Here is a 20,244-nt window from a genome sequence, read left to right on the forward strand (position 1 = left end):
GACGATGATGGATGCCACCTACAACCTCGGGATGCCGCAGCTGATCTGCGGCGCGCTCTCCGAGCGATGGCTCTTCAAAGAGGCCGGTGATCTTCACTGGAAAATGCTCACCTCCGATCTCGGCGTTCCGTCGGGCGAGCTCGCCGACGAGACCGGTGAACGGCTTTACGCGAGCTTCGTCCGCTTCCGGATGGAGAGCACCGTGCCGCTCAGCGCGTATGCCGAAAACGAGACGCTCCGGGCGAACGGGGTGCTTAGCCGATTCGGCGACAAGCGGTTCTTCAGCGAGGTGACGTTCACCGGCACGAAGGGCACGATCAAGATCGAAATGGGGACCGTGTTCGTCACCCGTCGCACGGACAACAAGAGCCTCTCGCGCGCGACGCCGCAGCAGCTCGGCCGGGCGAAGAGCAAAGTCCTCCCGGCCGTACCCACGCTCGGGCAAGGCTACCAGCGGATCAAGCGACTCGCACTCGAAGGAACCGCGCCGGCCGACGACCGGCCGCTGCTCGAGCTCGCGGGCGAGCGATTCGATGCCACCGAGAACGCGACCGACGACGTCGTGCCCTACGAGGTGAATCCATTTTATGACTTCAACGGTGCGAGCTTGCTGTATTTCGCCTCGTACCCTCGGATTCACGACGTGTGCGAGCGCGCTCTGTTCAATCCGCGGTTGGCACGGGCCGGCCGCGCGGACCAGCGTGCGGACAGCGCGTTTGCGCTGAAACCGATGGCCAGGGACATTTCCTATTTCGGAAACGCGGACGCGGGCGATCGGCTCGCGTTTCGCCTGCGAAAAGTGGAAGCCGTCGGGAGCCGCCTGAAGGTGTGGTCGAGTCTATCGCGTGAGAAGGACGGAGAGCGCATCGCCGATCTTTTCACGGTCAAGGAAGCGTCGGATGGGGCGGCGCAGGCGCTGCTCAATACGAAATAGAGGCATCGAATCGGAGCGTCGCCCGTATGGGTGACGGCCGTCACGGTTTCGATGCTGGCGCCCGAGCGAGTTCGTGTTTAGTAATCGTAGTGCGAAATGCCTCTCTTCGAGAGTGAATCATGACGAGCATTTACGTATTTCCTGGTCAGGGATCTCAACGCGTCGGAATGGGGGCGGAGCTCTTCGAGAGCTTTCCCACCGAGGTTGCCGCCGCCAACGCGGTCCTCGGATACAGCGTCGAGGAGCTTTGCTCGGATGCGAGCGGGCGTCTCGACGACACGGAATACACCCAGCCCGCGCTCTACGTCGTCAATGCGCTGAAATACCTCGCCAAAGCGTCGAGCGGCCCGCGGCCCGATTGGACCGCTGGCCATAGCCTCGGCGAGTACAATGCCCTCTTTGCAGCGGGCGCATTCGACTTCGTCACCGGGCTCCGTCTCGTGCAGAAACGCGGACAACTGATGGGGCGCGTTCAAGGCGGCGGAATGGGCGCGGTCGTCGGCCTCTCCGAACACGAGCTGCGGGGCGAGTTGGCCCGGGGCGGCTTCGACGCGATGGACGTGGCCAATCTCAATTCGCCCACGCAGTTCGTCCTCTCCGGCCCGCTCGCGGACGTCGAGCGGGCGGCCGCGCATCTCTCGTCGGAGTGCGATGCCGAGGTGCGAATGCTGCGCGTGAGCGGCGCCTTCCATTCCCGCTACATGGCGCCTGCGCAGGCCGAGTTTCTCGGCTTCGTGAAGGACTTCGCGTTCCAGCCGCTCCGCATCCCCGTCCTGTCCAACGCCTACGCCCAACCCTACGAAGACGGAGCGATCGGCGAGACGCTCGCGGCACAAATCTGTTCTCCGGTTCGGTGGACGGAAATCGCGTCTCGATTCCTCGCGATGGACGCGCCCCAGATCGAAGAGGTGGGGACGGGCAAGACGCTCAGCGCACTGTTTCGACAGCTGAGAGCACATCGCATGCAACTCGACACGAACTCCCAGGAGGCAACGTGCCTTTCCTGACCGTCAACCAAGCCCGCCTCCATTATGAAGTCGACGGCTCCGGCCCGCCCCTTCTCCTCGTCATGGGGCTCGGCGGAAATTCCCAGGTCTGGGCGCCGATCCGCCGTCAGCTCGCCAGCCGGTACCGCCTGGTCATGTACGACATGCAGGGCACGGGGCAATCGGAGGTATCTCCGTTGCCGACGACGCGCGAGACCTTGCTCGACGAGGTCGACGCCCTGCTCACGCACCTCGACCTGCCGCGCGTCCTCGCCGTCGGATACTCATTTGGCACGTCGGTTCTTCTGAACTACGCCACGCGCAGGCCCGAGCGGGTCCAGGCGATCTCCTTGGTCAGCGGTGTGTACAACGTCACGCCGTTCGTTCGCTGCTTCTTCGACGTGCAAACGGAGCTGGCGGACGGGCTCACCCGAAGCCAATACCTCAAGCAAGTCTTGCTCTGGCTCTTCTCCGATACGTTCTTGAACGAGAATCCGGAGTTCTTCGAGCGGATCGTCTTCATGCTAGGACGCAGCCCGCATGCTTCCCAGCCGTTTCGCGGGTGGCGTCAGTTCGTGAGCTCGTTCGAGTCCGACTACCGCGCCACGATCGCGGCGCTCTCGCTTCCCATGCAAATCGTCCACGGCGCGGCCGACAAGATTTCTCCCATCGGTCCGGTGCGCGAAGCCGCCGCGGTACGGGCGGGCTGCCGCCTCGACGTCGTTCCCCAGGGGGGACATATGCTGACTTGGGATAGTCCCGAGGCAACCACCGCCGCGCTTCTCGAGTTCCTCGAGGGCCAGCGTGAATTTGTCTGATGCGAATCGTTCTTTGACCAAGGAGAATGTGATGGCGACGAAAGAGGAAGTGATCGGAAAAATTACGGCCATGATCGCCGGCACCCTCGGCATTCCGCCGGAGGAACTCGGAGCGCAGGACTCTCTTGTCGACAAATACGGTATCGAGTCGCTCGATCTCCTGGATATCTCGTTTCGCATCAACAAGGAATTCGGCGTCAAGCTCTATCGGGGTGATGTTCTTCGCAAGGCCTCCGAGGCCTTGGGCGAGATTCCGATGCTCGAGGATGGGAAATTCACCGCCGCCGCCGTCGATTTCTTGAAGGCGCGCATGTCCGAGCACCAGGACAATCCCCTCGTCGTCGTGGGCGCCCCGCGATCCGTGCTCATTCGATTGTATTGCGTCGATTCGTGGGTACGCCAGGTCACGGAGCTTCAGCAGGCCAATCAACCTTCGGGGGAGACGTTCCTCGAAGAGTGGCTCGCCAGCTACGGGCAGCAGCGCGTGAAGGTCGCGTGATGAATCTGCTCGAGGGACGCGCGGCCATCGTCACCGGCTCCGGTTCGGGAATTGGTCGGGCGATTGCCGATACGTTTCTCCGGTACGGCGCGAAGGTCGTCCTCAACGACGTCCATCAGGCCGTGGCCGAGCGGGCGCGATCGCAGATGTCCCATCCCGAGCACTGCATCGTGGTGGCGGGCGACATCACCGAGCCGGCGGTGGTCGACTCCATCGTTGGCCGGTGCAGGGACCAATTCGGCCAGCTCGACATCCTGGTGAACAACGCGGGGATTTCGCCCGGTGGACTGGTCAAGACGCACTCGATGGATGAATGGCAGCGCGCGTTCGACGTCAACGTCGAGGCGCCCTTCTTCTTGGCGCAAGCGGCGCTGCCCCTCCTCATGACGTCGCGCGCGGGCCGGATCATCAACATTGCGAGCGAGATTGCCTTTCACGGCATGATGTACCAAGCGGCGTACGCCGCCTCGAAGGCGGCGGTCAACGCCCTCACCAAATGCCTCACCCGGGCCGTGAGCCGCTACGGCATCACAGCCAATTCGATTTGCCCGGGGGTCATCCCGGAGACGAACTTGGTGAAAGGATTCACCGAAGATCGTCCAGAGTACGCCGGTATCCTGAAATTCTACCAGGACACGTGTCCGCTCCAGCGCTCGGGGCTGGCGGTGGACATCGCCAACGTTGCAGTCATGGTCGCAAGCGACTTGGGCTCGTATCTAAATGGTCAGCTCGTCACCGTCAATGGCGGGACATTCTAGAGAAGCGGGGAGCAGATGGACGACATGATGGAACAGAATGGGCAATTGCCCGTGCACGAGACGGAAGTTGCCATTATTGGAGCGGGCATTCTCGGCCTCACCAATGCGCTCGCGTACGCCAAACGCGGGATCAAGGTCACGCTGATCGATGACATCGTCAATCAAAAGCGCAGCTTCAAGGTCGGCGAATCGCTTCTCATTTTCAGCAATCCGTTCCTCCGCGCCATCGGCGGGCTCGACGACTTCATCCACGGTTCGTTTCCCAAGGATGGCGTCTGGTTCAACTATGGAATGGAAGGCAAAGAGAGCTTCGACGACGTCACCGAGTGGGCGTTTCAGTCGAAGATCCCGCAGCGCTGGCAAGATGCGGTCATCGACAAGAAACTGTTTCGGGCGATGTTCTACGACGCCCAGATCGTACGGCCCGAGGCCGAAGATCTCATGCGCGAGCAGGTTCGCGCGAATCCCAACATTCGATTCCTCGACAGCGTCAAGGTCAAGAATTTCACGATTGCGGACGACGACGGCTCCCAGCACGTACTCGATTGGGAGTGCGGCACCACCAAGAATCTGGGGACGGTGAAGGCTCGTTGGCTCCTCGACTGCTCGGGCCGCGTCCGTCTGTTGGCCAAGACGTTGAACCACGCCATGGAAGAGCGGGTCATGGACGACGGCTTCCAGACGACGGCCGTCTGGGCGCAGCTCGATGGCATCGAGGACGAACTGTTCGGCGAACCGTGGGTCTTCGAGTTTCAAGATGGAAAGAAGGCCGTTCGCGATCGGAATACCGCGCATCTCTGGGGCGACGGTTACTGGATCTGGGTCATCCGCCTCACCGACAAGCGGATCAGCATCGGCGCCACGTTCGACCAGCGCAAACCACCGCCGGGAAAGACGGCAAAGGATCAGTTCTGGAATCTGATCAACCGGTATCCGCTGCTCACCCGCGCGCTCAAAGAGGAGAACGTTCTCGAATTTCGCTATTACAAGAACGTCCAATACATGACCGATACGTTCGTCAGCCATCGCCGCTACGGCATGGTCGGTGACGCGGGATCGATCATCGACGCCTATTACAGCCAGGGCGTCTCCCTCAGCTTGGTGACCTCGTGGCATATCCAGAACATCGTCCAGCAGGATCTCCGCGAGAGTTCGCTCGATCGTACGTACATCGACCGGGTCAACGAGGCGACGCGTCAGGACTGGTTCATGATGCGGAGCATGGTGAAGGAGAAATACACGGAGGCCATCAAGGATCCGCGGTTTTTCATTCTTTCCCACTTGCTCGACCTCACCGTCTTTTCCTGCATCATCGTGCAGCGATGGAAGCTCGTGCGGTGGCTGGTGGAGACCGATTGCAACACCGACAACGAGAATGATTACCACCGGCGATCGCGCGAGCGCTTGAAGAAGACCCTCTTCTATTCGCGGACGCCGCCATGGGGGCTTCTCGGGCCGGAGCGGGTGCAGAAGCTTCAACGGCGCTTCCAGGAAGGCCTCGGTGCGCGCGCGCGCTGGCGTCTCGAGAATGGGGTGGAGCTCGCGGGGATCAAGTCCATCGTTCGCGTGAACGCGGGAATGCCCAACCTGTTCAAGACCATCTTCGGCAAGGCGAAGGAGATGATCGACGCCTCCCCCGACGAGGTGATCGAGCCGGAGTTCATGCGGATCACCGGCAAAGAAGAGGCGCCGCTGCCCATGCGCCTGGGCGGGCCGACGATGCTGATGCTCTTCCTCTCGATGTACGGCTACGACTGGGCGGAGACCGAGGTGCGCAAGGCCGTGCACAAGCTCCGCGGTGGCAAGGCGATGAAGTCGATGGAACCGCAGCCCATGATGCCCCGCACGGCGCCGAGCGCCAGCGCGCTTCACTATGGCGATCGCATGCCGGACGTCATGCTCCAGGCCGATGACGGCAAGAATGTGCGGCTCTCCGACTATTGGAGCGAGAAGCCGACGGCATTCGTGTTCATTCGGCACTTCGGCTGCCCGCATTGCCGCGTCGAATTGGTTCGGCTCAATCGCGCGCGGGCTCAGATCGAGCAAGCCGGCGGGCGGGTCGTGGCCATCTCCATGGGCGACGTCGCCAAGGCCGCCGAATTCAAGAAGGCGCTCAAGCTCGATTTCCCGGTGTTGGCCGATCCCTCGGAAAAGGCCTACGAGGCGTGCAACATCCTTCTTCAGCCCAATACGCTGAAGGACAACCTCGGCTCCTTCCGCACCGACGCGCCGCTCTTTGCGGCGATGATGGCGAAAGGGGAATATGGCAAGTTCGTCTTCGGCGGCAACGATCTCCGGCTGGGCGGCACGGTCATCGCGGATCGCGAGGGACGGGTGGGGTACGTCTACCGCGCCACGCAATCCTCGGGTGCGGCACCGTTCGACGACTTGCTGAAGACCTTCGGCCAGCTCGGTCGCGGGGGGCGCCCCATGGTGAATGGGATGAATGCGGCGGCCGATCCCGTCACGCTCATGGACCAGACCGCACCCGCGGTCGGTTGAGGATCGCCCATGAAGGCTCGCAGGGTCGTCGTCACCGGACTCGGATGCGTGTCGCCGCTTGGAGCATCGGCGACCGAGCTCTGGGAAAACATGCAACTTGGGCGATCGGGCGTCCGGAAGTGCGCCGAGTACCGTGACTTCCCCGCGTCGGTCTTCGCGCCGGTGACGATCCCCTCGTCCGCCTTGCTCGGGCCGAATCTCGATGCCCGCGCCGGCCACGCGCTCACGCGCCCGATGCAGATGCTGTTCTCGGCAGTGCGCGAGGCGCTCGAGCACGCGGATCTCCTCCGCTTCGTCGAATCACGCCGCATTGGTCTGATCGCGGGGACGACGGCCAATCATCCGGTGGAAATGGAATCGGAGGAGATCGTTCGTTATCACGAACATTGGAAAGACGATGCGATCGATTGGGCGGGATACGCGAAGAAATGCGCGTATCCAAAGAGCAATATGTTTCGGCATCTGACCGATCTGCTGACATGTTTTCCTGCGTCGTATTTCGGTTTGCGCGGAATCAATGACAGCCTTCACAATGCGTGTGCGTCGGGGACCCAGGCCGTCGGGTCGGCGTTTCGGCTGATCAAACATGGGCATGCCGACGTGATCCTCGCCGGCGGCTCCGACGCCATGGTGAGCTGGGCCGGTGTGACCGCGCTCGGCAAACTTGGGGTGCTCTCGCCGCACCCGGACCCCGAGGAGGCGTGCCGCCCCTTCGACGAGCGCCGAAATGGCTTGGTGCTCGGAGAGGGCGCGGCCGTTCTCGCGGTCGAGAGCCTGGAAAGCGCCGCCCAGCGCGGGGCGCCGATCCTGGCGGAGATCCTCGGGTTCGGCTCGACGGGGAACGCTTACCGCATCACCGACAGCCCCGTCGCCGGCGTTTCGGCGTCGGTGGCGATTCGGCAATCGCTCGAGGAGGCGCAGCTCGATCCGGATCGCATCGACGCTATCAGCTCGCACGGAACGTCGACGCCGCAGAACGATCTCGCCGAGGCCAACGCGATCAAGTTGGTCCTGGGCGCGTCGGCCACCCAGGTCCCGACGATGGCGCCGAAGGCCTTGCTCGGGCATTCACTTTCGGCGGCGGGTGCGGTCGAGTTGGTGGCCGCCGTGCGGGTTCTTCAAACCGGGTTTTTGCCGGGGGCGCCGTCGTACCGAAGGCCCGATCCGGAGTGCAATCTGTCCATCGTGGGGCCCGGATCGGCTCGAGCTTCCGTCACCCATCTGCTCAAAAATTCGTTTGGCTTCGGCGGTCAGAATGCCGCCCTGATCCTCAAAAAATGGCCGGCTTCCGAGCCGGCATCCGCGGGAGGCGGTTTCCAATGACTCGGAGGGCCCTTTGTGTCGGAGGCTCCCCAGAGCTGCACGCACATCTCGAACCCGCGTACGCGGCGGTCGATGTCACGCTTCGCGCCATCCTCGATCCGGCCGCGGCGCTGGACGAGATTCGGGCGTCGGACCATGGGATCGACATTCTCGTGTGGGCCGTGGCCGAACCGAGCGACGCTCGCTTCGGAACGATCCCGCGCGCCGAATACCGCGCCTATTTCGACCGAACCGTGCACAGCGCGCTGCGGACGATTCAGGGCGTGTTGGTGGGGATGGAGCGGCGCCGCTTCGGCAGAATCCTTGCGCTCACGAACCTCAATGCGCGCCTCGGCGACGAGGACGTGCTCGCGTCGATGGCGAGTGGGGCGACCCAAATCCTGATCAAGTCGGTGGCGCGCGAGGGCGCTCGCCGGGGGATCACGGCGAACGCGCTCGTGCTCGGAATGGTCTCGGATTGGGAGGCCGCAACGTCGAAAATCGTCCACCCGTTCTACGAGTTCCTCTTTCCGTTTCGCGAGCCCTTCGGCGTCGCGGACGTGGCGCGGGCCGTGGCCGAGCTCACCACGAGCGCTTCGGGCAAGATCAACGGGCAGGTCATCCACTTCGACGGGGGCACCCTGTGACCCATCGTCGGGTCGTCGTCACCGGATGTGGCGCCGTGAGCCCGCTCGGGCTCTCCGCCGACGCGCATTGGGAAGGTCTCGTCCACGGCCGCTCCGGGATCGATTTCATTCGCTCCTTCGACGCCCGCGATTTTCCCGTCAAGGTGGCCGGCGAGGTGAAGGACTTCACGGTGCCGGCGTCGCTGCCGCGGACGTTGGCCATGGCCTTCACGGCGGCGGAAGAAGCGGCGGCGCAAGCCGGCCTCCATAGCCTTCGGCCCGACGCGCGCTGCGGGGTGTATTGCGGCGGCACGATGGAGTGGCCCGATCTCGACGACGAGCTCGTGCCCCTCCATCGAGGCGACGAGACCAAGCCGCGCGCCCCGAGCCTCCTCACCCAGCGCCGCATGCGGCTCGGCGGAATGGCCACGTTGGTGGCGCGCCGCATCGGCATCGCCAGCCGGATGCGCGGGGCGCAGGTCATCGACGGTGCGTGCGCGTCGGGCGGCATGGCGATCGGCGAAGCGTTCCATCGCATCCGCGCGGGGGTGCTCGACGTGGCCGTGAGCCTCGGCGCATGCAGCTGGACGAACTTGGTGGGCCTGTCGCTGTATTACAAACTTGCGGCGCTCTCCTCCGAGGCGAGTGCCGCCGCCAGCCGGCCCTTCGACGCGAAGCGATCGGGCTTCGTCATGGCAGAGGGGGCCGGGGCCGTCATCCTCGAGCCGCTCGAGCAGGCGCAGGCGCGCGGAGCGATTCCCCTCGCCGAGGTGACCGGCTACGGGGTCACCGGCTCGGCCTTTCGGATCACCGACATGCCCGACGAGGGCATCCCGCAGCACCGCGCCATGGACGTGGCCTTGCGCGATGCGCGGCGCTCCGGCGCGGACGTCGATTACATCAATGCCCACGGGACGGCCACCCAGCAAAACGACGTGGTGGAGACGCAGGCGATCCGCCGTTTGCTGGGCGCGCGCGCCCGTGACGTTCCCATCTCGTCGAACAAGTCGATGACCGGCCACTCGATCACCGCCGCGGGCGCGCTCGAGGCGATTGCCACGATTTACACGATCCGGGAGGGAATCATCCCGCCCACGATCAACCTTCACAACCCCGATCCCCAGTGCGATCTCGACTACGTCCCGAACACGAGTCGGCGGCGAGAAACACGGGTCGCGCTCAGCAACGCGTTTGGATTCGGGGGACACAACTGCGCACTCGTTCTCGAGGCGTACACCGGATGAAAGCAGGGCACGTGAACAAGCACGATGTGGTGATAACCGGAATAGGACTGGCCACCCCGCTCGGGCACGATGCCGAGTCGGTCTGGGGGCGGCTCGTCGATTCGAAGTCCGCCGTCCGGACCTTGGAGCCTTTGGGGCAAGGCGGGAGCGCGGTCGAGGACTTCGATCCCGTCGAGCACGTGAAGCAGCGAAAGATCCTGCGCATGACCAATCGCGCGACCGTCTTCTCGCTGGCGGCGGCGCGCCGGGCATGGGCGGATGCGGGGCTCGAAGGCTCCACGGCCTACGAGCCCACGCGGTTCGGGATCTACACGGGGAGCGGTGAGTCGGAGATGCGTCCGGAGGCGTTCCTTCCAGGGCTCACGCATGCCATCGACGAGCGAGGGCACCTCGACATCGGGGCCTTCGCGCGCACGGGGCTCGACAACGTCGATCCCTACGTCGCGCTCACGTCGCTCTCGAACAACGCGCTCTGCTACATCTCGGTAGCCCATCAGCTCATGGGCCCGAATAGCAACTACGTGAAGTCGGCCGTGGCGTCGAGCCAGGCGCTCGGCGAAGCGGCGTGGATCGTGCGGCATGGCTATGCCGATGCCATCATGGTGGTGGGCGTGGACTCGCTCTCCGATCCGCTCGCCGTGGTCGCGTACAACAGCCTCGGCCTCTTGTGCAAGGACACGGAGCGCGTCGGCTCGGCGATGCGCCCCTTCGACCGCGCGCGATCGGGCTTCATGCCCGGCGAAGGCGCCGGGGCGGTGATCCTCGAGAGCGCGGAAGGCGCACGTCGCCGCGGGGCGCGCGTTCATGGCCGGGTGCTCGGATTCGGGCAGGCGACGTACGTGGTCGATGTCTTCGAAGGCGTTTCGGACGGCACGGGACTCACGACGGCGATCGGCGATGCGCTGGCCGATGCGAACCTGGCCGCGGATCGCGTGGACTTCATCGTGGCCGATGGCAGCGCCAGCGTGCATGGCGACGCCTCCGAGGCCAAGGGGATCGCACGCGTCGCGGGCGGGGCGCTTCGAACGACGCCACTCACGGCGACCAAGCCTCTCTCGGGCCATCTCGGGGCGGCGACCGGCGTCGTCGAGTCGATCTTCGGGTTGCTCATGATGCAGCATGGGCAGGTTCCACCGATCCACAACCTCGACGATCCGGCCGTGGATCCGAGCCTGGGCTTCGTGACCGAGCAGCCGTTGAAGGGGCGATTCCACGCGGGGCTCCACATCGCGCGCGGCCTCGGTGGGCAGAACGCCGTCTTGGTGTTGGGGCGCGCGTGAGCATGGTCAGCGGGCGAAAAATAGCGGTGACCGGCATGGGGGTCGTGACGCCCTACGGGGCCGGCGTCGATCGCTTTTGGCAGGGCATCGTGGGCGACCAGTGTGCGATCCGCCAGTCTCCGCGGTTCTCGCTTTCGGGGGCACCGACGCTCAGCGCACCGATGCCCGATGCGGTCATCGAGGACATCGAGCGTCGCGGGGCCGGTTCGACGTGCCGCTGGGCCATGGCGCGCATCCTCACCGAGACCTTGAACAGCGCAGGCATCAGCGAGTCCGAGCTCCGACGACGCGGCCGCGGGGCCGTCTTTTTTTCCAATCACTTCGACGGGGATGCCCACGAAGACAAGACGGCGAGCCGAGAGTGGCGGGTCGATCGCTGGTGCGCGTGGCTTCAGGACCGCCTGGGGGCCGAGGAAGGCGGCAGCGTGCTCACGGGATGCACGGCCTCCAACATGGCCATCGGCCTGGGCTTCGATTGGATTGCCGCGGGCTTTTGCGACTGGGCCCTCGTCGGCGGGATGGATCTGCTCCACGACGAACTCCTCGTCGAGTTCGAGTCGCTCCGCATGCTCTCGCAAACCGGCTGCCGGCCGTTTGCCTCGGACCACGACGGTACCGTCCTCGGTGATGGCGCGGGGTTGCTTCTGCTCGAGAATGCGGATCGCGCCGAGGCGCGAGGGGCACGGCCGCTGGCGGAGATGGCCGGTTACGGCGTGGCCAACGACATCACCGGATTGGGCAAGCTCGATCCCGAGGGGACCGCCGTCCGCGAGGCCATGGAACGCGCGATCGCGTCGGCGGCCCTGCGCCCGTCGGACGTCGACTGCGTCAACGCGGGTGCGACCGGGAGCGCGCTCGTCGACGACGCCGAGGTCCACGCCATCGCGCGTACGTTCGGCGAACCAGGTCCCACGGTGTACTCGGTGAAGCCATTGATCGGGCATAGCATCGGCGGCGCCGGCGTCGTCGAAGCGATCGCCACCATCTTGTCGCTCGAGCGGCGCTGGATGCCGCCGGCGCTGGCCAAATCGGGCGCGACGACCTCGCATCGCCTGGAGAGCGCATTGAACAACACCATCGCGATGAGCGGGCATATCTGCTCGACGCTCTTCAAGCGGGTTCCGTCATGACGCCCCGGGTGCTCTGCGTCGGCATGGCCGGGACCCTGCCCGAGGGATCGCCCTTCGCGGATCTCGCCGCGCGGGCGGTGGAAGGCGGCGAGGCACCCGCCCTGAGCCCGATGCTCCGGCGGGAACGCAAGGTGCGCATCCTCGTCGAGGCCGTGCATCGCGCGCTTGGACCGATCCGCCATCAGCCCGACGCGCTTCGGCGTTGCGGCTTCGTGCTCGCCACGCGCTGGGACGGGCGGCCCGCCAATCTGCTCGACGCGGACACCGGTCGGGTCGTCTCCTTTGGCGACCTGTCGCCGAGCACCGTCGCGCTCTCGCTCGTGCCCCACGTCGCGGCCAGCTGCGTGCTCACCCTGTACAAGCTTCGGGGCCCGGCGTTGAGCCTGGCCTCGCGCGATGGGCTGGCCGCCGCGTGGCGGATTGCCCAACGATGGCTCGTCAAGGCGCGCGACCCGGTGCTGGTCGTGGAGTCGGAGCTCGCGATGCCCAGCACCACGGGCCAGGAGGTCGCGGCGGACTATGCCCTCGCCGTGCTGCTTTCGCACCCGGAATACGCGTTGAACCAGGACATGGATGCGGAGGGACGACATGACTCAGTTGGCTGACCTATCCCAGACCATTCGCGAGTCGATCAAGCTGTACCTCGGTGTCGAGCTCGCGAGCGACGATCAGCATTTCTTCGCCGAAGCGGGGGTCGACTCCCTCGCGTTCCTCAATGTCGTCTCGGCGATCGAGCGCAAGTACGCCATCAAGTTCTCCAACGAGGCGCTCCCCGACTACGACACGTGCGCGCGCCTGGCCCGCGCCGCCTCGGACCTGCTGGAGCGAAAGGGACCATGACATCGGCCGCCCCGCGTCCCGTGGCCCTGGTGACCGGGGGCAGCTCGGGCATCGGCCGCGCCTGCGCGATCCGGCTCGGCGAGAGCCACGAGGTGTGGCTGACCTATCATCACGGCCAGGCGGCCGCCGAGGCGGTCGTCGAGACGATCCTCCGCCGCGGTGGCCAGGCGCGTGCCCTGAAGCTCGACACGGGCAGCGCCGAATCGATCCACGCCGCGCACGCGGAATTCGTCGGCGCGCAGCAAGGACGAAATATGCCGCGCCTCGATGCCCTCATCGCCAACGCCGGCACCTTCGGCGATGGGTACCGCTTCTTCATCGATATGGAGGAGAAGGAGTGGGACGCGGTTTGGGCGGTCAATGCGATCGGCGTCATCCGCGTGTTCAAGGCCTTTCGTGAGCTACTCCTCCCCGGCGGCACCGTCGTCAACGTGAGCACGATCTCCGCTCCGCTCGGGGCCATCGGTTACAAGTCGCATGGCCACTACGGCGCGAGCAAGGCGGCGGCCGACGCCTTTTTCGAGGCCATCGGCGCCCTTTACGCGGCGCAGGGCCTGCGGTGCATCAACCTGGTGCCCGGCCTCATCGACACGCGCATGCTTCACGACCACTTCGCCCACGAGCTCGACGCCTACCGCGGTGCGATCCCCATGCAGCGTTTCGGCGAGCCCGAGGAGATCGCACGCCTCATCGCGCGCCTCGTATCCGCCGACCCGAAGTTGCCCATCGGCCGCATCGCCGCCGACGGCGGTTGGCTGCAAAAGGGTTGGCAACGCATTCAAGCGCCGCACTGACCACAGGAGAAGACACGATGGAGAAGACAATGAAGGATCGCGTGGCGCTCGTGACCGGCGGCTCGCGCGGGATTGGCCGTGCATGCTGCCTCGAGCTGGCGCGACGCGGCGCAACGGTGGTGGTCAACTACAGCACGCAGCGCGCCCAGGCCGACGCGGTCGTGGCCGAGATCGAGAAGCTCGGCGGACGCGGGATCGCGCACCAAGGCGATGTGGCGACGGTCAAGGAGATGAGCGACCTCGCCACGAAAATAGAGAAGGAGCTCGACGGCCTCGATTACCTGGTCAACAACGCGGGGGTCATCCGCGACCAACTCCTGCTCGAGCTCGAGGAGGAAGATTGGGACGAGGTTCTCCGCGTCAACTTGAAGGGCATCTACGCGTGCACCCGCGCCATGCTCCCCATCATGATGGGGCGTTCGTCCGGCGCGGCGTCGATCGTCAACCTTTCCTCGATCGCGAGCTCGGTCGGAAGCAAAGGGCACGTCAACTACGCGGCGTCGAAGGGCGGGGTCGATGCCTTCACCAAAGCGCTCGCAATCGAGCTCGCGCCGAAGAGGATCCGCGTCAATGCCGTGGCCCCGGGGTACATCGAGACCGAGATGGCCCGTGAGGTCATGAAGGACATCGACCCCCGCCAGAGGATCCCGCTGCGGCGGTTCGGGGCCACGTCGGAGATTGCCAACGTGGTCGCGTTTCTCCTGTCCGATGCGGCGTCCTACGTCACGGGGGAGATCGTGCGGGTCACCGGGGGCATTCAATGAGCGGCGACAAAGTCGCGCTCGTGACCGGCGCCTCGCGCGGCATCGGGAGGAGCATCGCGGTGCGCCTGGCGCGCGACGGGTTCGACGTCGTCATCAATTACCTGCGCAACGAGGATGCGGCCAAGCAGACCCTGGCGCTGGTCGAGAAGGAAGGCCGTCGCGGTTGGGTGGCCTGCGCCAATGTCGGGGAGCCCGACGAAGTGGCGGCGATGATGCGTTCCCTGGGTCACCTGTCGAGGCTCGACGTGCTCGTTCACAACGCGGCGATCGGGACGTTCAAGCCGCTGCTCGACATCCGCCCAAACCAGATCGAGCTCGCCTTCAAGGTCAACGTCTGCGCCCTCTTGTGGCTCGTCAAAGGCGCGCTTCCGCTCATGGGGCCGGGCAGCAAGATCGTCGCGCTGTCGAGCGTGGGCGGCTCGCGGGTCGTGCCCAATTACGGCGTCGTCGGACCCTCGAAAGCCGCACTGGAGAGCCTGATTCGCTACCTTGCCGTCGACCTCCGGCCGCGCGGCATCACCGTCAATGCCGTGTCCGGAGGCCTCGTCGACACCGACGCACTTCGCGCCTTTCCCGATTGGGAGAAGCTTGCGGCGGATGCGGTCGCGGCCACGCCGGGTGGACGGCTCGGCGGCGCCGACGAGATCGCGTCCGTCGTGGCCAGCCTCGCCAGCGGGCAGCTCGATTGGATGTGCGGTCAGATCTTGCGGGCCGACGGCGGGGCGACCTTGCGATGACCACGCTCGTGTCCGAGCTCCAGCAGCTGCTCGCGCGGCCGTGTGCGCCGATCACGAGCCTCGTGGAGCGGGGCGCGGTCACGCGGTTTGCCGAGGCGGTGGGCGATCCGATTCTTCTCGATGTCGATGGGCAGCTGCGCGTTCCATCGACGTTCCTGGCGTCGCTTCCGTACGAGCGGCCGCCCCTTCCCGCGGGCGGGGACGATCACCTCATCAACGCGGAGAACTCGTTCACGTTCGATCGAGCCCCGGTGATCGGCGAGGCGATCACGACGACCGCATCGTTCACGCGGGTCGCGCAACGCGGGCCGCTCGTGGAGCTCGGGCTCGAGGTGCGCTACGCGGATGCGCGTGGGGCGCGGGTCGGGGCGGTGACGGTGCGGTTCATCGTCGATTTCGAGGGGGTCTGCGCGGGAAGCCTGGGCGAAGCCTCCCGCGAGCCGGCGCCGCCCCTCGCTGCCGTGCCGCGCTTCGTCCCGCACGGTGTCACGCGTGCGCGGGGGGAGGTGCCGGCCGGTGCCGAGGTGGATCTCGCGAGCTTGCGAACCGGGGACCGGTTGCCGCCGTTCACGAAGGCGCCACTGAGCACGATGCAATTCGTCCAGTATGCGGGGGCTTCGGGCGACTTCAATCCATTGCACTACGATAGCCGCTACGCCGCGCGGGCTGGCTTCCCGGACGTCATCGCGCCGGGGCTCTTGAAGATGGCGTTCTTCGCCCAGCACATGATGCTTTGCGCCGGCCCGTCGGCGGAGCTCCGCCGTCTCGAGGCCAAGTACGTAGGGTTCGACGTTCCGGGGCAGGAGCTCACGTCGCACGCGATGGTTCGCGAGGTGGCCACCGTTGAGGGGCGGCGGATCGTGCATGCCGATCTGTCCCTCCAGGATCGGCACGGGGATGCGGCCACCCTCGGGCGCGCCATCCTCGAGTCCGCGATGGTGAAGGCTGCGGGCGTGCGATGAGCGCCGAATCGAATTGGTGGCGCGAATACCTCTGGGGCGACGATGGCCTCCTCCTCCACGCACGCGTCACGGGGACGAGCGGTGCTCCGCTGGTCCTGTGCCACGGCTTCGGTCTGTCCGCGTTCGCCTGGGACCGCATGGTGGTGAACCTTCCGGAGAGGCGCATCGTGGCCATCGACTTCCGAGGCCACGGCGACTCGGAGTGGGATCCCACCGCGTGCTACGACCGAGCGGCCATCGCCGAGGACGTGCGGGCCATCTTGGACGCGCTCGCGATCGAGCGCTGCATCCTCGTCGGCCACTCGTTCGGCGGTGACATCGTGGCGCGGCTTGCCCGCGAGCATGCGTCGCGGGTTGCCGGGCTCGTGCTCATCGACGTCGGCCCCGAGATCCGTCCATCGGGCATGCGCCTGGTGCGCGGGCTCACCGACCGGATGCCGGCGGTCTACACCTCGCGCGCCGAATACCGCGAATGGCTCGAGACGATTTACCCGCTCGCGGACGCGCTGGCGCTGACCATCCTTGCCGCGAATGGGCTACGCACGGGGCCCGACGGAGGGTTCGAGTCGAAGCTCGATCCCGCGTTCCGTCGGGCGATGTTCGCCTTCGAGGAGACCGCGTCGCAAGATGCTCGGTGGGCGCTGCTCGAGACGATCCAGCAGCCGACGCTCATCGTGCGCGGTGCTGAATCCGTGGTCCTCTCCGAGCACACCGCGCAGCGAATGACGCGCGTCCTCAAAAAAGGCTGTCACGCGGTGGTGCCGGACGCAGGTCACTCCGTGATGCTCGACAACCCGCGAGGCATGGCCACCGTGCTCCAGGATTTCCTGGGCAGGGTGGCCTGACCGGTCATGTCACTCCACCTGCAACTCCACATTGCCGCGTGCCCGCGAGACGCACGTGAGGATGTACCCCTCCCGGATCTCCTTCGACGACAGGCAGTTGGCCACGTCCATGTCGATCGTCGAGGGGTCGTCCACATGGACACGGCACGCGCCACACCCTCCTTCCGTGCACGAATACGGGAGCTCGACACCTGCCGCGAGTGCGGCCTGGAGGATCGGCACGTTGGTGGGGATTCGAACCTCGATCGCGGGATCGGTCCCTTCGCGCCGCACGCGGAGCTGCACGGTGTTCTCCGCGCGCGGAGCGTCGTTGGCCGGCGCGACGCGAAGGGGGCGCGCCGGGGTGAACTTCTCCTCGCGCACCGCCGCGTCGGGAACACCGCGGGCGCCGAGCGCCAGGCGCACCTCCTGCATCATCGGCTCGGGGCCGCACATGAAGTACTCGGTCTCGGGGCGCCCGGCATGCTCGCCGCCGAGCGCATCGAGTTCGCGTGCAGCGACCGTTCGATCGAGTGCCTCGCCCAGGACATGGCGCACCACCAGCCGCGGCGCGTGCTCGCGCACCAGCGCGTCGAGGGCCTCCTTGAAAATGATGTCGCGTGCGCTCCGGCTCCCATAAATGAGGGCGATCCGCGCCTCGGGATCGCGGGCGAGCGTCGTCCGGGCGATGCTCATCATCGGCGTGATCCCGCTCCCGCCCGCGAACAGCACCAGCGCGTGCGACGACGGTGTAAAGGCACCCGCGGGCCCGAGCACCTCGATGTGCATCCCGGCCTGTGCGCGCTCGACGAGGTGTCCCGAGACCTTCCCGCCTGCCACCCGCTTTACCGTGACCGTCGCCGTATCGGTCACGTCCGCCGACGACGAAATCGAATAGGAACGCCGGAGCCGCTCGCCCGCCACCTCCACGATCAAGGTCAAGAACTGCCCGGGCGAAAATACGAAGGGCGCCCCACTCGGATCGCGCAGGACCAAACTCACGGCATCGTCGGTCTCGCGCACGACGTCCGCGACCACCACCACGCGTGCGCCGAGGGTCATGGGCGTGGGCGTGGGCGCGCTATCGTTTTTGGCGACGCGAACCACGCGCGTCGCCGAGGGGCGCGCGCCGATGGTCTCGGCACGCATGCGGTCCACATCACGAAGGAGGGTCGACAAGGCAGAGCGTAGTCCCATATATCCGATATGGGCACTCCAATTCGTATGTCAATTCGTCCAGTGTCAGAAATAACATTTGAACTGAAGGAAGTAGACATTTGGGTAAGAGCCAAATTCACTTTGGAGAACGGGCGCCGGTCCGCGCGAATAATCTGGATGAGCCCCAATTGAAATCAGCGCGCCCCCGGTGAGGTCCACATTCTCGGTGATGGACCAATCGATAGAGGGGCCGATGAGGACCGACGGGGCCGAGGCGATTCCGACGACGCTGCTCAATTTGCCGATGAGCGTCGGCCGAATGTCGTAGGTGACGACACCTCCCACGAGGTGCCGTGAGAGGTTGGTCACGCCTCCGAGGGTCGATTGGATCGTCGGGGTCAGGTAGTCGCCATTGCCTGGCACCGCGCCATTGTAGAAATATTCGAAACTAAGGTAGAGCGAACTCTCGAATCGTCGCTCGAAGCCCAGTACGAAATCCGGATGATCGGTAAAAATGCGAATGGCCGTCGGCGGAGCCCCACCCGCGGCAGGCAGCGCGAGGGTCGAAGTGTCCCGCGATACGAAGTACGCGGCCTCCGCACGCACCCCGATGCCCAAGATCTCGCCGGCGACGCCTCCTCCCACGTGCCAGCCGCCGACGATGCTGCCTCCTTGAAGCGAGAAGTCGAACCCGCGCACGTTGGTAAAACCCCGGACGATGGCCGCGGATGCATCCAGATCGACCTCCGCGAACGACGGGGTCACGAGGGTTGCCGTGGCGGGGTCGAACCGCAGCTGGGACCCGGGTGCTGCCACCACATTGATGCCCGATGCCTCACCGAGGGGAACATCGACGCGGAGGGCATCGATGCCACCTTTGTATTCCCGATCGATGGTTCGCGGGCTGAAGGGAAGAAACAGATCGAGCGGGCTCCAGAAATAGGCCTTCGAAAAGTTGATGGGCTGGCGTCCGACCGTCACATCGAACCACGGGAGGGCCAGCTTCATGCTCAATCGATCCACGAACACCGCGGCGGCCGCCTGGTCGGATGAAGCCCACACGCCGGTGAGGTTCAATGCCCGGTAGCGTTGCGGGCCGAAGGGCCCGAGGTTCGCGACCGCGGTCGGTGTCGTGGAAAATCCGAATCCTTGGACGACATGGGACTCGAACGTGAGCGATTCGCTCGCATGCACTTTGCCCATCACGCGAAGCTGCGCCAGGGTCGAACCTTCTGGGCGGGTGTGCTCCTGGCTTTGCAGGGGATGGATCGCCGCCGAAAGGTTGCGAATCGTCCCATGGAGGTCGAAAACGTTGCTTTTCGGTGCTTCGGAGGCGCCCTCCTCGGAGGGCGGGGCCGCATTCTCCGGGGGCGGAGATGGTGCAGGCTCGGACTCCGCGGCGGTGTCGCCGGGGGGCGCTTTCGGCGCCGTTTGGACCTCGACGCGTTGCTCGAGATCCGCCAGGTGATGGCCCTCGCCGTCGAGCAACGAGAGGGTCACCACGACGGCCGGCGCGAGCACGATGGCGGCGGGAACCTCGAAGGAGACCTTGCCGCCGGCGGGGCTCGTTCGCTCGAATCGAATCGACGAATCCGGGTGTTCCACCGAGAGGTGAATGCTCTTGGCGACATCCGCGACGGGGGCCACCACGGTGCATGCGATCGCGAGGGGGCGTTGGGCATCGACGGGGCGCGAAATCCCGGCGGTGATCACGAATCGGCCGAGCCAATCCGCCTGCGCCCGGGCGGCATCGGCAGCGCGCATGACCGTGGCGGGCGAATGCGGAGGCAAGGGAAAGTCGGGATCCACCAGGGCGGCTCGGAGAAAAGCCTCTTGGCTCCGTTCGACGGCACCTTTCGCGAAGAGCGCTGCGCCGGTGCGCGCGTACGCGGCGGCCGTCTCCGCCGGCGCTGCGCCTTTGCGGATGGTGCCCGCCGGATCGGCCGCCGCCGCGGTACCGGCCGCCGCCAGAATGCTCACCAACGTTGCCACCGCGACGCGGCGAGGGGTCACCACGAGAGGCACGGCCCGACGTCTAGCAGATCCCGAAAACCTGCGCCGTCGCCCGAACGACCGACGACGCCCG

20 protein-coding genes are annotated in these 20,244 nt (G+C 65.8%); 18 read left to right on the top strand and 2 right to left on the bottom strand.

The window, feature by feature from the left end:
* The first annotated feature begins 4 nt into the window (after window positions 1-4).
* The 18 genes from LVJ94_47765 (at window position 5) to LVJ94_47850 (ending at window position 17,021) form a co-directional block, all read left to right on the top strand.
* On the top strand, window positions 5-934 hold the full coding sequence (locus LVJ94_47765) for a hypothetical protein (protein WXB04579.1): 930 nt from the start codon (window positions 5-7) through the stop codon (window positions 932-934).
* 119 nt (window positions 935-1,053) lie between these two features.
* The gene (gene fabD, locus LVJ94_47770) at window positions 1,054-1,941 is read left to right on the top strand and encodes an ACP S-malonyltransferase (protein ID WXB04580.1); all 888 of its coding nucleotides are present in this window, start codon (window positions 1,054-1,056) and stop codon (window positions 1,939-1,941) included.
* Window positions 1,929-2,738, top strand: a complete 810-nt coding sequence (locus tag LVJ94_47775) for an alpha/beta hydrolase (protein ID WXB04581.1) — start codon at window positions 1,929-1,931, stop codon at window positions 2,736-2,738. The genes fabD and LVJ94_47775 overlap by 13 nt, the downstream gene beginning before the upstream one ends.
* Window positions 2,739-2,769: 31 nt before the next feature.
* A complete protein-coding gene (locus LVJ94_47780; GenBank protein WXB04582.1) occupies window positions 2,770-3,237 on the top strand; it encodes an acyl carrier protein in 468 nt (155 codons plus the stop codon).
* On the top strand, window positions 3,237-3,995 hold the full coding sequence (locus LVJ94_47785) for an SDR family oxidoreductase (GenBank protein WXB04583.1): 759 nt from the start codon (window positions 3,237-3,239) through the stop codon (window positions 3,993-3,995). The genes LVJ94_47780 and LVJ94_47785 overlap by 1 nt, the downstream gene beginning before the upstream one ends.
* Window positions 3,996-4,010: 15 nt before the next feature.
* Window positions 4,011-6,497: a redoxin domain-containing protein gene (locus LVJ94_47790; GenBank protein WXB04584.1), complete on the top strand. Its 2,487-nt coding sequence runs from the start codon at window positions 4,011-4,013 to the stop codon at window positions 6,495-6,497.
* Window positions 6,498-6,506: 9 nt separating this feature from the next.
* Window positions 6,507-7,820, top strand: a complete 1,314-nt coding sequence (locus tag LVJ94_47795) for a beta-ketoacyl-[acyl-carrier-protein] synthase family protein (GenBank protein WXB04585.1) — start codon at window positions 6,507-6,509, stop codon at window positions 7,818-7,820.
* Window positions 7,817-8,446, top strand: a complete 630-nt coding sequence (locus tag LVJ94_47800; protein WXB04586.1) for an SDR family oxidoreductase — start codon at window positions 7,817-7,819, stop codon at window positions 8,444-8,446. Before LVJ94_47795 ends, LVJ94_47800 begins: the two co-directional genes overlap by 4 nt.
* Complete coding sequence (locus tag LVJ94_47805) at window positions 8,443-9,669, top strand: beta-ketoacyl-[acyl-carrier-protein] synthase family protein (protein ID WXB04587.1); 1,227 nt, start codon at window positions 8,443-8,445, stop codon at window positions 9,667-9,669. The genes LVJ94_47800 and LVJ94_47805 overlap by 4 nt, the downstream gene beginning before the upstream one ends.
* Before the next feature lie 11 nt (window positions 9,670-9,680).
* Window positions 9,681-10,949, top strand: a complete 1,269-nt coding sequence (locus LVJ94_47810; protein WXB04588.1) for a hypothetical protein — start codon at window positions 9,681-9,683, stop codon at window positions 10,947-10,949.
* Window positions 10,950-10,951: 2 nt separating this feature from the next.
* Complete coding sequence (locus LVJ94_47815) at window positions 10,952-12,079, top strand: hypothetical protein (GenBank protein ID WXB10817.1); 1,128 nt, start codon at window positions 10,952-10,954, stop codon at window positions 12,077-12,079.
* Window positions 12,076-12,684, top strand: coding sequence for a hypothetical protein (locus LVJ94_47820; GenBank protein WXB04589.1), 609 nt, complete (start codon window positions 12,076-12,078; stop codon window positions 12,682-12,684). The genes LVJ94_47815 and LVJ94_47820 overlap by 4 nt, the downstream gene beginning before the upstream one ends.
* Entirely contained in the window at window positions 12,668-12,919 is a 252-nt protein-coding gene (locus LVJ94_47825) for an acyl carrier protein (GenBank protein ID WXB04590.1), read from the top strand. The genes LVJ94_47820 and LVJ94_47825 overlap by 17 nt, the downstream gene beginning before the upstream one ends.
* Window positions 12,916-13,713, top strand: coding sequence for an SDR family oxidoreductase (locus LVJ94_47830; GenBank protein ID WXB04591.1), 798 nt, complete (start codon window positions 12,916-12,918; stop codon window positions 13,711-13,713). Before LVJ94_47825 ends, LVJ94_47830 begins: the two co-directional genes overlap by 4 nt.
* A gap of 17 nt (window positions 13,714-13,730) precedes the next feature.
* Complete coding sequence (fabG, locus tag LVJ94_47835) at window positions 13,731-14,477, top strand: 3-oxoacyl-ACP reductase FabG (GenBank protein WXB04592.1); 747 nt, start codon at window positions 13,731-13,733, stop codon at window positions 14,475-14,477.
* Window positions 14,474-15,214 (top strand): SDR family oxidoreductase, encoded by a 741-nt coding sequence (locus LVJ94_47840; protein WXB04593.1) that lies wholly within the window; start codon window positions 14,474-14,476, stop codon window positions 15,212-15,214. Before fabG ends, LVJ94_47840 begins: the two co-directional genes overlap by 4 nt.
* The gene (locus tag LVJ94_47845; GenBank protein ID WXB04594.1) at window positions 15,211-16,176 is read left to right on the top strand and encodes a MaoC family dehydratase N-terminal domain-containing protein; all 966 of its coding nucleotides are present in this window, start codon (window positions 15,211-15,213) and stop codon (window positions 16,174-16,176) included. Before LVJ94_47840 ends, LVJ94_47845 begins: the two co-directional genes overlap by 4 nt.
* Window positions 16,173-17,021 carry an alpha/beta hydrolase gene (locus LVJ94_47850; GenBank protein ID WXB04595.1) on the top strand — a complete coding sequence of 283 codons (849 nt, stop codon included), beginning with the start codon at window positions 16,173-16,175 and terminating at the stop codon, window positions 17,019-17,021. Before LVJ94_47845 ends, LVJ94_47850 begins: the two co-directional genes overlap by 4 nt.
* 9 nt (window positions 17,022-17,030) lie before the next feature.
* On the opposite strand, the gene LVJ94_47855 is transcribed toward LVJ94_47850, so the two are convergent.
* Both LVJ94_47855 and LVJ94_47860 read right to left on the bottom strand, forming a co-directional pair.
* Complete coding sequence (locus tag LVJ94_47855) at window positions 17,031-18,149, bottom strand: ferredoxin--NADP reductase (protein WXB04596.1); 1,119 nt, start codon at window positions 18,147-18,149, stop codon at window positions 17,031-17,033.
* Between the two features lie 93 nt (window positions 18,150-18,242).
* Window positions 18,243-20,183: a hypothetical protein gene (locus LVJ94_47860; GenBank protein ID WXB04597.1), complete on the bottom strand. Its 1,941-nt coding sequence runs from the start codon at window positions 20,181-20,183 to the stop codon at window positions 18,243-18,245.
* Window positions 20,184-20,244: the final 61 nt, after the last annotated feature.

This window comes from Sorangiineae bacterium MSr11367 (genome assembly GCA_037157805.1).
In the GTDB taxonomy this organism is placed as follows: Bacteria; Myxococcota_A; Polyangia; order Polyangiales; family Polyangiaceae; genus Pendulispora; species Pendulispora rubella.